The sequence below is a fragment of the Pauljensenia sp. UMB0895 genome (assembly GCF_030218905.1).
Taxonomy (GTDB): domain Bacteria; phylum Actinomycetota; class Actinomycetes; order Actinomycetales; family Actinomycetaceae; genus Pauljensenia; species Pauljensenia turicensis_A.
Genome location: NZ_JASOQR010000013.1, coordinates 41,981 through 56,358 on the forward strand (window position 1 = coordinate 41,981; position 14,378 = coordinate 56,358).

The 14,378-nt window shown below is 55.8% G+C and carries 12 protein-coding genes and 1 tRNA gene; 5 read left to right on the forward strand and 8 right to left on the reverse strand.

The window, feature by feature from the left end:
- Positions 1-6 precede the first annotated feature (6 nt).
- Positions 7-855 carry a M23 family metallopeptidase gene (locus QP503_RS06350; RefSeq protein ID WP_103633526.1) on the forward strand — a complete coding sequence of 283 codons (849 nt, stop codon included), beginning with the start codon at positions 7-9 and terminating at the stop codon, positions 853-855.
- A complete protein-coding gene (locus tag QP503_RS06355) occupies positions 852-1,670 on the forward strand; it encodes a glycerophosphodiester phosphodiesterase family protein (protein WP_103633527.1) in 819 nt (272 codons plus the stop codon). Before QP503_RS06350 ends, QP503_RS06355 begins: the two co-directional genes overlap by 4 nt.
- 278 nt (positions 1,671-1,948) lie before the next feature.
- On the opposite strand, the gene QP503_RS06360 is transcribed toward QP503_RS06355, so the two are convergent.
- Both QP503_RS06360 and QP503_RS06365 read right to left on the reverse strand, forming a co-directional pair.
- Complete coding sequence (locus tag QP503_RS06360) at positions 1,949-3,388, reverse strand: sodium:proton antiporter (protein ID WP_103633528.1); 1,440 nt, start codon at positions 3,386-3,388, stop codon at positions 1,949-1,951.
- A gap of 157 nt (positions 3,389-3,545) precedes the next feature.
- Positions 3,546-3,618 (reverse strand) — tRNA-Arg (locus QP503_RS06365).
- Between the two features lie 153 nt (positions 3,619-3,771).
- Between QP503_RS06365 and QP503_RS06370 the strand changes: the two genes are divergently transcribed.
- On the forward strand, positions 3,772-4,227 hold the full coding sequence (locus tag QP503_RS06370; RefSeq protein ID WP_006681762.1) for a ribose-5-phosphate isomerase: 456 nt from the start codon (positions 3,772-3,774) through the stop codon (positions 4,225-4,227).
- Positions 4,228-4,330: 103 nt separating this feature from the next.
- On the opposite strand, the gene QP503_RS06375 is transcribed toward QP503_RS06370, so the two are convergent.
- From QP503_RS06375 to QP503_RS06400, 6 genes are all read right to left on the reverse strand, one after another.
- Complete coding sequence (locus tag QP503_RS06375; RefSeq protein ID WP_219811041.1) at positions 4,331-5,608, reverse strand: Nramp family divalent metal transporter; 1,278 nt, start codon at positions 5,606-5,608, stop codon at positions 4,331-4,333.
- Between the two features lie 91 nt (positions 5,609-5,699).
- Positions 5,700-6,371 carry a hypothetical protein gene (locus tag QP503_RS06380; RefSeq protein WP_006681760.1) on the reverse strand — a complete coding sequence of 224 codons (672 nt, stop codon included), beginning with the start codon at positions 6,369-6,371 and terminating at the stop codon, positions 5,700-5,702.
- A complete protein-coding gene (locus QP503_RS06385; protein WP_006681759.1) occupies positions 6,368-7,432 on the reverse strand; it encodes a LacI family DNA-binding transcriptional regulator in 1,065 nt (354 codons plus the stop codon). The genes QP503_RS06380 and QP503_RS06385 overlap by 4 nt, the downstream gene beginning before the upstream one ends.
- A 126-nt stretch (positions 7,433-7,558) precedes the next feature.
- Positions 7,559-8,434 (reverse strand): carbohydrate ABC transporter permease, encoded by an 876-nt coding sequence (locus QP503_RS06390; protein ID WP_006681758.1) that lies wholly within the window; start codon positions 8,432-8,434, stop codon positions 7,559-7,561.
- Positions 8,431-9,276 (reverse strand): carbohydrate ABC transporter permease, encoded by an 846-nt coding sequence (locus QP503_RS06395; RefSeq protein ID WP_006681757.1) that lies wholly within the window; start codon positions 9,274-9,276, stop codon positions 8,431-8,433. Before QP503_RS06395 ends, QP503_RS06390 begins: the two co-directional genes overlap by 4 nt.
- A gap of 95 nt (positions 9,277-9,371) precedes the next feature.
- Positions 9,372-10,706, reverse strand: coding sequence for an ABC transporter substrate-binding protein (locus QP503_RS06400; protein ID WP_006681756.1), 1,335 nt, complete (start codon positions 10,704-10,706; stop codon positions 9,372-9,374).
- 364 nt (positions 10,707-11,070) lie between these two features.
- Between QP503_RS06400 and argS the strand changes: the two genes are divergently transcribed.
- On the forward strand, positions 11,071-12,750 hold the full coding sequence (gene argS, locus QP503_RS06405) for an arginine--tRNA ligase (RefSeq protein ID WP_006681755.1): 1,680 nt from the start codon (positions 11,071-11,073) through the stop codon (positions 12,748-12,750).
- A 79-nt stretch (positions 12,751-12,829) separates the two neighbouring features.
- Positions 12,830-14,203, forward strand: coding sequence for a diaminopimelate decarboxylase (gene lysA / locus QP503_RS06410; RefSeq protein ID WP_243440796.1), 1,374 nt, complete (start codon positions 12,830-12,832; stop codon positions 14,201-14,203).
- The last annotated feature ends 175 nt before the right edge of the window (positions 14,204-14,378 follow it).

The following is a 14,378-nucleotide window of genomic DNA, read 5'->3' on the forward strand; positions in this document are numbered from 1 at the left end:
TTCAGCGTGTCTGAAGCCAAGATTGAATGTCCGTTGCCGTCACGTCGGCAGATTCATGGACATAGCGATCTGGACGCGTCTACGCCTCGCAAAAGACAATCCCACGTTACTCGTCGTGTAGCTCGTGTCGGTGTTCTTGCTGTGCTAACGGCAACGACTGTCGCGATCCCGCTGTCGGGGTTTGTTGGCGCTCAGTCTTCTGTTGAACTTCCTGCGCGTGCACTTGGTGTCAGTGCCGGTGACGAGTCCTGGACAACGGCAACGGTCGTCGCGCAATCGCAGGCCCTTGAAGGGTCCGTCACCGCAGCATCTCGCACACGAGTTCGCGCACCTTTGACTCTCAATGGGTGCTTGCCCTCTGCCCAGACAGCCGCGGGCAATCGAGATGTCCAGGTTCGATCCTCGGAGATCTACTGGCCAATGCCAGCAGGAACGTTCGAGATCACGTCGCCGTTCTTGATGCGCGTTTCCCCGATTTCTGGTCAGCTACAGATGCACGAAGGCATCGACATGGCTGGCCCACTGGGAACTCCGCTACACGCCGTGTATGGCGGCGAGGTCGTCGAGGTCTCTGAAAACAGCCGTTCCGGTGCGTTGGTGAAGATCAAGCACGTCCGTGAAGACGGAAGCATTTTCTATAGCGCGTACCTGCACCAGTACATGGATCAGATCAAGGTCCGTGTGGGCGACACCGTAGAAGCGGGACAGGTAATCGGTGCCGTTGGAAACAACGGTTGGTCAACTGGCCCGCACCTTCACTTTGAAATCCATAACTCCAACGACGAGCCCATCGATCCCGAAGCATGGCTTAAAGAAGTTGGCGCAGTTTATTTCGGAGAGCAGGCTTGTTCATGATCCCGGTTTCTTCTCGCGTTGGGCCGATCATTCTTGCCCACAGGGGAGGCAACGAGGTCGCGCCTGAAAACTCGCTTGAGGCATTCGCTGATGCACGTCAGCTCGGTATCCGCCACATTGAAACCGATGTTCATCTGACCGCTGATGGCAAGGTTGTTGTCCACCATGATCCGATGATCGATCGCGTGTACAACGGTTCTGGTCTGATTGCTCAGATGACGTGGGATGAGTTGAAGACGTACACGAACGATCACGGTGATCGTATTCCGTTGCTGTCCGAAGCTCTTGAGACCTTCCCGGATCTGTACTTCAACATCGATGCGAAGGTTCCCGGTGTTGAGGGGCCTCTGTTGGATGTTGTCCGTCAGGCTCATGCTGAGGATCGCGTTGTCCTGGCATCGTTTAACGAGCGTCGGCTGAAGTGGCTCAGAGAGCAATCTCAGGGCCAGATTGCAACGTCGTTGGGTAGTCAATCAGTGGTGCGTTTGGTTGCGGCTGCAAAGAGCGCAACGAAGACGCGCACATGGCGGATTCCAGGTTCTCATCAGGGCGTTGTTGCCGCTCAGGTTCCGCTGTCCTTCGGCCCCGTGACCGTTGTGGATCGTCGTTTTGTTGCGGCGGCCCATTCGCATGGTTTAGCTGTCCACGTCTGGACGGTCGATGAGATTGACGATCTTAATCAGCTGATCGCTCTTGGAGTCGACGGCTTTGTGACCAATAAGCCGAAGTGTCTGCGCGACTATCTGATCGATCGCGGACTTTGGGAAGAGCTTCCTCCTCCAGGCGCGATGCGGGGTCAGCACCCGCGCGACTGAGCGTCGTGAGCAGAATGCGCCCCCATGCGTTTATGTGCATGCAGGTGCGTTTTCTTTTGCGTTACGCGCGAGCTGGCAGGTTTGGGCGTGTGAGGCGACGTTGTGGGGTTTGCGCGTGGAGTGGATCCGGTTTTTTGCCTCGAATGACCTCAGAGAGTGCCAGCGAGGTTCTGTATGTTTGATCCGCTGTTGACGTCGATGCTGACCCCATACTTACACACGCATTCGGGGTGTGCGCCGCGCGGCGCACACCCCGAATTGTCTTTCAAGCTGAAAGGTTATCGGTCAGCCACAACGTGGTGGTGAGTGATTACGGGTTCACGCTTTCCAGCTTCCACGTCGTTGGCGAGCTTTACGCGCCACACCATCTGAGCGACGAGGAGCGCTGCCAGTACCCAACCTGCGAGATGAGCGATCATGGATTCGGCAACGAAGATTAAAGCCATGGCAACCAATGTCGGAAGCAAGTCTTGGAACGCTTTCACAACGTATCCGCCGAAGGACGGCATATCGACGCCATCGGCGTCAGCAACTGACTTGACCATGAAGTTCGGACCATTGCCGATGTACGTCAATGCCCCGCAGAAGACTGCACCCAACGAAATCGGGACCAAGTAGTACTCGGGGACACCCGCGATCAGGGTTCCATCGCCACCCAGCGACTTCGCCATTTCGAAGAAAGTCATGTAGGTCGGGGCGTTATCCAAGATCGAGGACAGGCCGCCCGTGAAGATAAAGAAGGTAACGCGGTTCAGGGGGAGGTGCGGTGCAACCTGCTCCAAGAAGCGCAATGCCGGAGCCATCGTCGAGAAGATGCCGATGAACAGGGCTGCAACCTCAAGGATTGGGGCCCACGTAAAGGCATTGTCCTCGTAGCGGATCTTCTTAGAGCCCGCAAAGTAAGAGATTGCTGCGGCGCTGAGCATGACGATCTCGCGCCACGGCACCAGGTCTGCTCCATGCGCGTGGCCTTCAATGATCTCGTGAGCGTTCCACGAGGGGATCTTGGCAACGGCGACGATGACAATGGCGAAAAGAACCAGGTTGAAAGCACCGCGCAGGCGCAGTGGGGTGATCTGGGTATCGTCCCTGACGATTTGCGCTTGAGGCTCCGACGAGTAAAGCAGACGGTCGAGCGAGTAGTACATACCGAGCATCAGCACAAGTACGAACAACCATTCCTTCCACAGCTGGAATGTCCAGGTGAAGGGGACACCGTTCAAGAAGCCTAGGAACAGTGGCGGGTCGCCGAGAGGTGTCAGTATGCCACCGCAGTTAGCAACGATGAAGATTGTAAACAGCACGGTATGTACGCGGTGGGTACGTTCTTTATTCGTCGCAAGAAGAGGGCGAATCAGGAGCATTGCGGCGCCTGTCGTTCCGATGAAAGAGGCAAGCGTGCCACCGATAGCCAAGAAAACTGTGTTGTTCTTCGGGGTTGCGCGAATGTCACCTTCAAGGTGGATACCGCCGGAGATGATGAAGAGCGAAAGAAGCAGAGCAATGAACTGAACGTATTCAACACCGACGTCAATCAGCGCTTCATTTCCGATCATGTACACCATGAATGCCAGCGTGGGTAGGCCTAGAACGAGGGCAACCAGAAGCTGGCTGGAGTTACGTTCCCACCACTTGTGTGTGGCGGGGATGATCGGGAAGAGTGCAATGGATGCAAGCATTGCTACGAACGGCAGAAGAGACCACCATTGGAAGGTCATCGGGATCCTTGTCGTCGATTACTAGGGACAGGCACATATTCGTGCGTACCGTTTCAGCCTAACGTGAAACCGCAATATCTTGCCGAAGATGTCCGTTTTTGATGATTGTTAACACTTTGCCCTGAATGTTCGTCCAGATGTGATTGGGCACAAAAAGTGCCCCGAACAGGATTCGAACCTGCGACCTTTCGCTCCGGAGGCGAACGCTCTATCCACTGAGCTATCGGGGCTTAACGCATTGAGTCTAGCAAAGGTTGATGGTGGGTGAAGAATGGCGCTTGACTGCTTCACTTTCGTGCATAGGCGAACGCCCTGATGACGCTGAGGGGTGAGGAGTGTCATACTAGGGGAGTTGATTCGCTGATACCCAAGGAAGGGACACAATGCGCGTTCATATTGGAACAGACCATGCTGGCTATGAGCTGAAGGAAAAGGTCGTCGAGCACCTCAAGGAAAAAGGTTACGACGTTGTTGACCACGGTGCCCATGAGTACGACTCGCTGGACGACTACCCGCCGTTCTGCATTGAAGCAGCAGAAGCAGTGGTTGCAGATGCCGGTTCTCTGGGTGTCGTTATCGGTGGCTCCGGAAATGGTGAGCAAATGGCCGCGAACCGTGTGAAGGGTGTGCGCGCTGCGCTGGTGTGGAATGATTCGACCGCACGTCTTGCCCGCGAGCACAACAATGCGAACGTCGTCTCTGTTGGTGCGCGTCAGCACACCGTCGAAGAGTGCCTGGCATTCATCGATGCCTTCCTCGAAACCCCGTTCTCTGAAGATGAACGTCACCAGCGTCGTATTTCCGAAATGGATGATTACGACGAAGCGCATCGAAAGTGAGTGGTGTCGTTAGACGCTGAAACTCAATAGAATGGGGTCCCTCGGTTTTCCGAGGGACCCCATTCGCGTTGTCACAGGGCAAGTAGCTCAGTTGGGCCTGCCCCTAGATGTCGAATCCGAAGTAGGGAGCTAAGGTCAGCGCCACAAGGAAAATGTTGAGTGCCACGATTGCGACGGCAATCAGAGTTCCACAAACCTGCGTGATCATCGCATTCGAGTGCTCGCCCATAATCGAAGGCTGGCGCGTGTAGCGGATCAAAGGAAGAATCGCGAAGGGAATGCCGAAGGACAGGATGACTTGGGAGACGACCAATGCCCACGTCGGTTCTGCCCCTATGCCGAGGATGATGAGGGCGGGGATTAGCGTGATCAGTCGTCGCACAATCAGCGGGATCCGAATGTGAAGCAATCCGGCCATGATTTCTGAACCGGCGTATGCGCCAACGGATGTCGATGCTAGGCCTGACGCGAGGAGACCAACGGCGAAGATCATGGCAACGACCGGTCCAAGTGCGCTGGCGATTGCAGTGTGAGCACCTTCAATGGTGTCTGTTCCGCTGACCCCTGATAGTGCGGATGCTGCGAGAAGAAGCAGACCGATGTTGACGATTCCCGCCAATCCGAGTGCCCACACGATATCAATCCGGGTTGCTCGCAAGTAATGTTTCAGGTTCGCGCGAGGAGCTTTTTCGTCGTGGTCGTTCACCAGCGAGGAATGCAGGTAAATCGCGTGTGGCATCACGGTTGCGCCAAGCATGGACGCTGCGACGAGAACCGAGTCCGTGCCAGCAAATCGGGGGACGAGGCCGGCCACAACTGACGGGCCGTCTGGCGGAGCAATGGCCAGTCCTGCAAGGAATCCGATTGTGATGATGACCAAAAGGCCGATGATGACGCGTTCAAAGATCTTTTGTGTCCCGCTACCTTGCAGGGTTAACAACAATGTTGAAACGACACCGACAATGATTCCGCCGGTAAGAAGCGGGAGCCCGAAAAGGAGGTGAAGTGCTAGAGCTCCGCCGATGACTTCCGCTAAGTCAGTTGCGGCTGCAACGACTTCTGCTTGAAGCCAGTAGCCAATGCGTGCGCGTTTTTTCAAACGTGTGCCGAGAAGAGCGGGCAGTGATTGCCGCGTGACTAGGCCCAGCTTTGCGCTCAAGTATTGAATGAGCATTGCTGCAAGGTTGGATGCTAGAAGAACCCATACCAGCAGGTAGCTGTAGCGTGCGCCGGCGGTAATGTTTGCTGCAACATTCCCAGGGTCCACGTAGGCGATTGCCGCAACGAATGCAGGACCCAGCAGTGTCGCAAGCGACGGGTGATGGGTCTTTGATGTGCCTGGAGTATGCGACTGCATCTCCGTAGAATCAAGTTTCGGCATACCGGAACCCTAACGCGTTTTTATTGAGATGTCACTCAAGAATGAAGAGCATGAACACGCCAAAGCAACGCTAGACCAGCGTGACCAGGGATCAAGATTCGCTCGAAGCCTCGTCAACCTGATCGGTGGAGAGCACGGGGTAGGTAGCGAGCACGCAGACGTACTGGGCGAAGGCAATCCCGAAGACGACGAACCAGAAAAGCAAACGGATAGCCCACGGCAGTGAAATTGATGCCAGCACAAGCGGTCCAGCCACAACGAGCAACGCCAACAGAGTCCGATGAAGCTTCGCCGCGGATGCCAAAAGCGCAGCGCTGGCCAAACGCGGAAGATCTTTGACGCTTACGCGTCCCCTGTATGCCAAACGGTGAGCAAACATCGGCCAGACCCACACGTGCGTAAACGCTGCAATCAGCACCACAAACACAATCAGCGCACGAACGATCAATGCCATTGAGTGGGAAGCAAGATGCGTCGTCACAGACCACTCCCACAACAGTAGGGAGAAAAGAAGACCTTCAATAAGTGCAAGGAGAATCGCGGGCAACGCTGCCTTGCGGACAACCTGAGCGACGGCCGGGGCAATCGCCGTGGACTCGGAAGCAATCAAACGCAACGAAACCAGCGTCATCACACCAAGACCCACACCGAAAGTGACGACGGGTAGCGAAATGAGCAAACCGACAACGTTCGCCATCACAAGCGCCGCAATCCACGACAGCACCTGAGCGATTGACGAATCAGGCCCAAAACGTGAGCTCACTTGGCTTCTCCGCTCTGAACCAGGGGAGCAGTCGTGCCACCAGCATGAATCGTGGCGGGAACAAAGACGTGGCGGACCGGTGCGGAATCATTGATCTGCTCGAATAAGACATCGCAGGTCAGGCGAGCGATCTCAAGGGGAGGCTGAACGACAGTCGTCAGTTCAGGTTCGACAAACTGGCCGATCGTAATACCGTCAAAACCAATGATGGACATGTCATCAGGAATCGACAAACCCGCTTCGCGAATTGCGCGCATTGCACCAATCGCGAGAACATCCGCGATGGCAAAAATCGCGGTCACATCGGGACGCTCTTGAAGCAGGCGCTTCGCCAAGTGATATCCGTGTTCGTAGGTGTAGGGGTTCATCTGCTCGCGTGTTTCGAAGCGAATCAGATCGTCATCAAGCGGAATACCGGCATTTGAAAGAGCCTGTCGATAGCCGGTGATGCGCTGGGCGCCAACAGAAGCATCCCCTTCGGGAACGCCAAGGGCGGCAATCGTTGTATGCCCCAAGTCAATCAGGTGTTGGACAGCGCGGGTAGCTTCTTCTTGGTCATCAACGGCTACAGACGAATACGCCGAATCATCAACCTTGGGCAGACGTGACACCGTGGAAAGCACGAAAGGCACGTTGAACTTCTTGAAGACGGATGCTTCGTGGCGGAAAGAGCCGCCAAGGAAAATAGCTCCCGCCATCAGTTCTTCATCAACGATCTTCGTGGCCTCTTCGACTTCGTCAGCCCAGTGGGGGACCTTCACGACGGTCAGAAGATAGTTCTTTTCACGGACGATAGCTTCCAATGGATCGAGAACCTGTTGGAAGAACGGATTATCGATACCCTTGATGATCAGGGCAATCGCAGGATTGTGAGAGAGCTTGAGGAAGCGAGCGTGACGGTTGGGGCGATATCCCATCTGATCGGCGAGCGCCACAATGCGTTCGCGAGTGGAGTCGGAGATATCGGGCTTGTTATTGAGTGCACGAGACACTGTCACCACACCAACACCGGCGACTTTGGCGATGTCTTTAATCGTGGGGCGGGAATTCGAGGCTCGCATGATCGCCTTCGTTTCGCTCTCTAGAAAACGGGGGTTAAACGGTGCTCGCCCCTTATCGTGGGCCGTGTCACACCAAGTGTGGTGCGACGCATCTTCAGATAAGGGGCGAGTCCGTCATGAGTATGTTCAGCCCTTGACTGCGCCGGCGACGACGCCTTCAATGATGTGCTTCTGGCTGGACAGGTAGAAGATGATGATCGGAATGATCGCAAGAACGAGCATTGCCATCAACGCGCCCATGTCGTTTGAACCGCGCGAGCCGACCAGCTGCTGAACAACAACAGGGATCGTCTTGTACGGGGTCGACAGGCCAATAACCAAGTAGGGCAGAAGGTAGTCGTTCCAGACCCACATCGCGTTGAGGATCGCGACGGTGATCATTACGGGCTTCAGCATCGGCATAACGATGCGGAAGTAGTTCTGAACCGGACCGCACCCATCAATCATGGAGGCTTCTTCAATCTCCAGAGGAATTGACTTCACGAAGCCGGAGATGATGAAGACCGACAGGGGAGCACCAAAGCCCAGGTACAGCAGGATCATGCCGATTGGGTTGTCGAGGTGCAATATGTCAGCGATCTTGACGGTCGGGAACATGACCATCTGGAAAGGAACGATCATCGAGAAGACGAAGAAGAGGTAAAGCAGGTTCGTCCACCACGTCTTCACACGCGTAATGTAGTACGCGGTCATCGCGCAGAAGAAGACGATCAGAATCAAAGAACCGATCGTGATGAAGAATGACCAGCCTGCGGCGGCCAAGAACCCGGTCTGCTCGAGGCCCGTCACGTAGTTCTGAATACCGGCGAAGTAATCGCCCAGTGGCAGAGCAAACGGGTTATCAGAGATGAACAGACGGCCCTTGAACGAGTTCATCAAGATGAAGAACAGGGGGCCAAGGAACACCAGAGTCAGTGCGATCAAAACGATGTAGAGAATCGCCTTGCCGACGGGGTTAGAGCGTTCTTCCGTGGCAACGATGGGGGCAGCCTTTGTGCTCACGCTTCGACCTCCTTGCTACGGGTTGCGCGCAACTGAATGAATGCGATCACGGAAACGATGAGGAAGAAGATCACGGCCTTGGCTTGACCAACGCCCTCGAAACCGACGCGCGAGTAGAATGTGTTAACGATGTTCAGAGCAACCATCTCGGTCATGTCGAGCGGTTGGCCGTTCGTCAATGCGAGGTTCTGGTCGTAGAGCTTGAACGAGTTGGAAAGCGTCAGGAACAAGCAGATGGTGATCGACGGCATGACCATCGGGATGGTCACGTTACGAAGAATCGTCCACTTTCCTGCGCCATCGATTTCAGCTGCTTCAATGAGTTCCTTCGGAACACCCTGAAGACCGGCGATGTAGATGATCATCATGTAGCCGACCATCTGCCAGTTGATCAGGATGATCAAACCGACGAAGCCGTAGGTGGCATTGGTGACCAGCGTGGTTTGCCAGTGCAGCAAGAGTGCGTTCAGAATTGTCTGCCAGGTGTAGCCCAAGACGATGCCGCCGATCAGGTTCGGCATGAAGAAGACGGTACGGAAGAAGTTCGTACCCTTGAGCTTGCGGGTCAGTGCGTAGGCGATTGCGAATGCAAACACGTTGACCGTAATGATGGAAACAATTGTGATGGCGGCGGTGAAGATCAGAGCGGTAACGAAGCCCTGCTTGTCGCTGAATGCATCAATGTAGTTCTGAACGCCGACAAACGTCGCGTTGGTGACGGTCGTGAACTTCGCGAAGGACAGGTACAAACCGATTGCGAACGGGGCAAGGAACGCCAGCGTGTACGCAAGGAATGTGGGTCCGACGAAGAGCAACCCAAATTTCTTAAGAGCTTTAATCATGAAAAGTTCTTCCTTGAACTATGCGAAGGCGGGTGTGCGGGACCCGGTTGGTTCCCGCACACCCGTATTCGGCAGATTAGTGCGGAGCGTTAAGCTCAGGCGCCCTTTTCAGCTGCCCATCCGGTGGTGAAGGTTTCGACGACCTTGTCCCAATCCATCTGGCCTGCTGCGTACTGCGACAGGGCGGCACCGAAGTCATCCTTGAAGGTCTGGCTCGGGAAGGTGGTGAAGACCCACGGAATCGTGGTCAGCTCGGTGTTGGACAGGTAGGAAACAACTTCCTTTGCTAACGGATCGGCCGGCTGCTCAGCATCGGTGAAGGTGTTGAACGGCGGGATGAAGCCGAGGTCTTCGACCATGTACTTCTTGCCCTTTTCGGAGTTGATCAACCAGTTGACGAAGTCGATCGAAGCCTTCTGCTTGGCCTCGGAAACCTGAGAGTTGATCGAGAAGAAGTTCTCAGTGCCGATGTTCAAGCCCTGGGTTTCTTCGCCCTTGTGTCCGGTGTAGATCGGGAGCATCTTGACATCTTCAGGCTTGACAGTGTTGCCTTCGATGTCAGAAATCTGGCCGTATGCCCAGTTGCCATTCTGAACCATAGCGGCCTTGCCGAGGGCGAACTCAGCCATGGAGTCGTTGACTGCCTTGGAGGAAGCGAGCTTCGGATCAATGGTGGAATTCTGCAGGTAGAGATCGAAGATGTTCTTGAACTCATTGCCGTGCGAGAAGGTCATTTCTGCCTTGTCGTCCACGCCGTCGTCCTGGTACTCGAAGTAGACGGGAAGGTCGGCGAGGTGCGTCTGCCAGCGCCAGTCTTCACCGGGCTTGAGTGAGGTTGAAGCAAAGACGCCGTCGATGCCGAGCTCGTCCTTGCGGGCCTGCATGTCCTCAACAACAGTCTTCAGCGTGGCGAAGTTGTTGATTTCTTCCATCGAGGAAGCCTTCGCGCCGGAGAGGGCGAAGTACTTGTCCATGATGGACTGGTTGTAGATGATGCCATAGCCTTCGACGACGTAAGGAACGCCGTAGACCTTGCCATCTTCACCCTTGACTGCCATTGATGGGTCAAGGAGAGCCTTGTTGAAGTCGGTGTCGGTCAGGTCGGCGGTATAGTCCTGCCAGTTCTTCAGGCCGATGGGGCCGTTGATCTGGAACAGGGTCGGAGCGTCTGACTTGGCGATTTCAGACTTGAGGGTCTGTTCGTAGGTGCCGGAAGCTGCCGTGACGACCTTGACCTCGACGCCGGTTTCCTCGGTGTACGCCTTGGCGATTTCCTGCCAGGTGGCATCGGATTCAGGCTTGAAGTTCAGGTAGTAGACGGAGCCGGTGGTGTCATCGGCTGAATCTGAACCTGACGAGCAAGCTGCCAGAGTAGAAAGGGCGGCGGCTGCTGCAACGGATGCTGCGGCGACCTTCATGAACTTCGACATCGCAGGTGTCCTCCTTTGGACGCTTCGAGTTCGTGACGCTACCTGAAGTGCGTCAAGTTGATGCGATAGCGGGGGGCTACGTCTGAAGAATTGTTATCTCCGTCGGTAACGTTTCCGGTGATAGTGAGCATAGGACGATGAAGGCGTTTGCGTCCACATTTTTAAAAGATTGTCAGGTCACAATTTGGTGACGAAAAAATGGCTTGGTTGAGTCATTTAATGGCTGTCGGGTTGTTTTTAAATCATTTACGGATACGTTACCGGTAACGATTCCGTTCCTGACCTGCAGATTTGCTTTCAACTCGTCCTATTTCACCTCGGTGCGCGTAGCTAATCGGGGACGAAAACAACTACCCTAGAAGGCGTGACTCCAGAAGAACTTGCACTTGTTATTCGTCAGGCCATCATCGCTGCTATCGATAATGGTTCGCTTACCCTGAATGCTGAAGACGTTCCCGACCCTGTGAAGGTTGAGCGTCCGCGCAACCGCGACCATGGCGATTGGGCAACCAATATCGCGATGCAACTGGGCAAGAAGGCCGGCATGGCGCCTCGTGACTTCGCGCAGCTTCTCACTTCCGCACTTGTCTCAGTTGAGGGAATCGACGAGGCCGAGATCGCAGGACCGGGCTTTATTAACATTCGGCTCGGTGCCGCATCTGCTGGTGAACTTGCTCGAACGATCCTCGAAGCTGGCGATGCCTATGGCACCGGAGACAAGCTTGCTGGCAAGCACGTGAACCTCGAATACGTGTCCGCAAACCCGACCGGTCCGGTTCACCTTGGCGGTGCTCGCTGGGCAGCTGTCGGTGACTCGCTTGCTCGTCTGATGGTTGCAGCGGGTGCACAGGTAACCCGCGAGTACTACTTCAACGATCACGGTTCGCAGATTGATCGCTTCGCGCGTTCCCTCTATGCCCGTGCAATGGGTCAAGAAGCGCCTGAAGACGGCTACGGTGGCCAGTACATCGCCGATATTGCTGCCCAGGTGCGTGCCGATGCGGCTACGGCCGCTCAGCCTGATCCTGTCACCCTCGAAACTGAAGAGGCTGTTGAAGTCTTCCGCGCTCGTGGCGTAGAGCTGATGTTCGGCGAGATCAAACAGCGCTTATCTGACTTCCGTTCTGAGTTCGATGTCTTCTTCCACGAAGACTCTCTCCACGAATCAGGGGCAGTCGCTCGTGCGATTGAAACCCTGCGCGAACGCGGAGAGGTCTTCGACCAAGATGGCGCCGTGTGGTTGCGCACTACCAAGTACGGTGACGACAAGGATCGTGTCCTCATTAAATCGGATGGTCAGGCCGCCTACTTCGCTGGAGACGTTGCCTACTACTTGGATAAGCGTCAGCGTGGCGCAGACGTCGCAATCTACCTGCTCGGTGCTGACCACCACGGTTACATCGGTCGCATGATGGCAATGTGTGAAGCCTTCGGTGATAAGCCGGGTGAGAACATGCAGATCCTCATCGGTCAGATGGTGAACTTGGTGAAGGATGGCAAGCCGGTTCGTATGTCGAAGCGTGCGGGCACGATCGTGACTCTTGATGACCTTGTTGATGCTGTGGGTGTCGATGCGGCCCGCTACTCGCTGGTCCGCGTTTCGATGGACTCCAACCTCGACATCGACCTTGACCTGCTGTCATCGCACACGAATGAAAACCCCGTCTACTACGTCCAATACGCACATGCTCGTACTCGTAACGTTGCGCGCAATGCCGCCGAACACGGCGTGACGCGCGAAGCTGGATTCGAGCCCTCAGCTCTCGATACGCAGGCGGATTCGGATCTTCTGGGTGTGCTTGCCCAGTTCCCTGCCCAGGTCGCCCAGGCTGCTGAGCTACGTGAACCGCACCGTGTCGCCCGCTACCTCGAGGCTCTCGCTGCTACATACCACACGTGGTACGGCCAGTGCCGCGTCACTCCTCGTGGAGATGATCCAGTCGATGCGGGTCACGTTGCCCGCCTCTGGCTGAATGATGCCGTGGCGCAGGTTCTGCGTACCGGCCTTGGCCTGTTGGGCGTCGCTGCTCCGGAACGGATGTGACGTGGGGGAAGCGCCAGCATCGTTTGACGCCCGCCCCATCGGGGACCTGATTTGCCCAGAGCCCGATCAACGGCCCGACATGTGGCCTTGGTCGGCCAAGCGCCTTGACAATGGTGTTCTAGAAATCGGTGGAGTTTCTTTGACGGACCTTGCCGATGGCTTTGCCACGCCCGCGTTTGTCCTCGATCGCGCTGATCTTGCTGGACGCGCGAATGTCTGGGCGACCGCGATGGCCGAAGAATTCTGGGACGGCTACGGAATGAATGGCGGTGACGCCTTCTACGCCGGCAAGGCATTCCTTTCATCCGACGTAGTCCGTGTCGTCACGGACGCAGGGATGGGAGTCGATACGGCTTCCCTCGGCGAGCTGACAATGGTGTTGCGCTCCGGCGTAAACCCCGCCAAAGTGGGGTTGCACGGGAACAACAAGCTTGATAGCGAAATCGAACGTGCGCTGTTGGCAGGCAACAAAGAAGGTATCGAGCGAATCTTCATCGATTCCCTCTACGAAGTCGGCCAGCTCGAACGCATCGCTCAGAAGCTGGGCGTCGTCGCACGTGTCATGGTGCGCGTGAAGACGGGTGTGCGTGCGGGCGGAAACGAATACATTTCCACCGGGCACGAGGATCAGAAGTTCGGCGTTGGTGCCTTCGATGGTCAGCTTGACGAGGTCGTTGACTCGATTGCCTCCTCGGATCATCTTGAGTTGCGAGGCCTGCACTCGCATATCGGCTCGCAGATCATCGGCATTGACGCATTCGTTGAAGCGGCTACGATTATCTGCCGGCTGGCGAAGCAGATCCAGGAGCGTACCGGCCTGACAATTCCCGATATTGATCTTGGCGGTGGGGCTGGCGTTGCCTACACGGGTGATGACGAAACACCGACTTCGCCTATTGAGATAGCGCGCGCAATTGCGGGTGCAGTGCGTGACGCGTGCGCTGAGCTGGACTTCCCCGTTCCGCACGTTTCAGTTGAGCCTGGGCGTTCGGTTGTTGGACCCGCGATGGTGAGCCTCTATCGCGTTGGGGCCGTAAAAGACGCGACCCTAGGAGATGGCCTGAAGCGTCGCTACATCGCGGTCGATGGGGGGATGGCTGACAATATTCGACCGGCTTTATACGGGGCACGCTACACGGCGACGCTCGCGAATCGTGTTTCCGATGTCGAACCAGTGCGCTCGCGAATCGTGGGCAAGCACTGCGAGAGCGGCGACGTTATCGTCTGGGATGTTGATCTTCCGAGTGATGTGCACGCCGGGGACCTTCTCGTTATCCCGGTGACCGGTGCCTACGGTTATTCGATGGCATCGAACTACAATATGTTGACCAAACCGGGTGTCATTGCTGTTGAAAGCGGTCAGGCGCGTTGGATCATGCGTCCTCAAACCATTGATGACCTGCTGGAACTCGATACTGGACTTGCCAGCCTTGCCACCGCCAACGACACGTAGGGGCGAATTCTTCAGCGTATGTCGTTCATGTTTTTCCTTAAAGAAGATCAGCTTACTGTTGAGTCACGCACGTGAAAAGGAAAGGATGCGCAGTGCGTTCATGATCGGCCTATTCAACGACTGCTACGACGGTTTTCAATCCTGATTTCACCATGTGGTGGTGCGAGTCATGCCT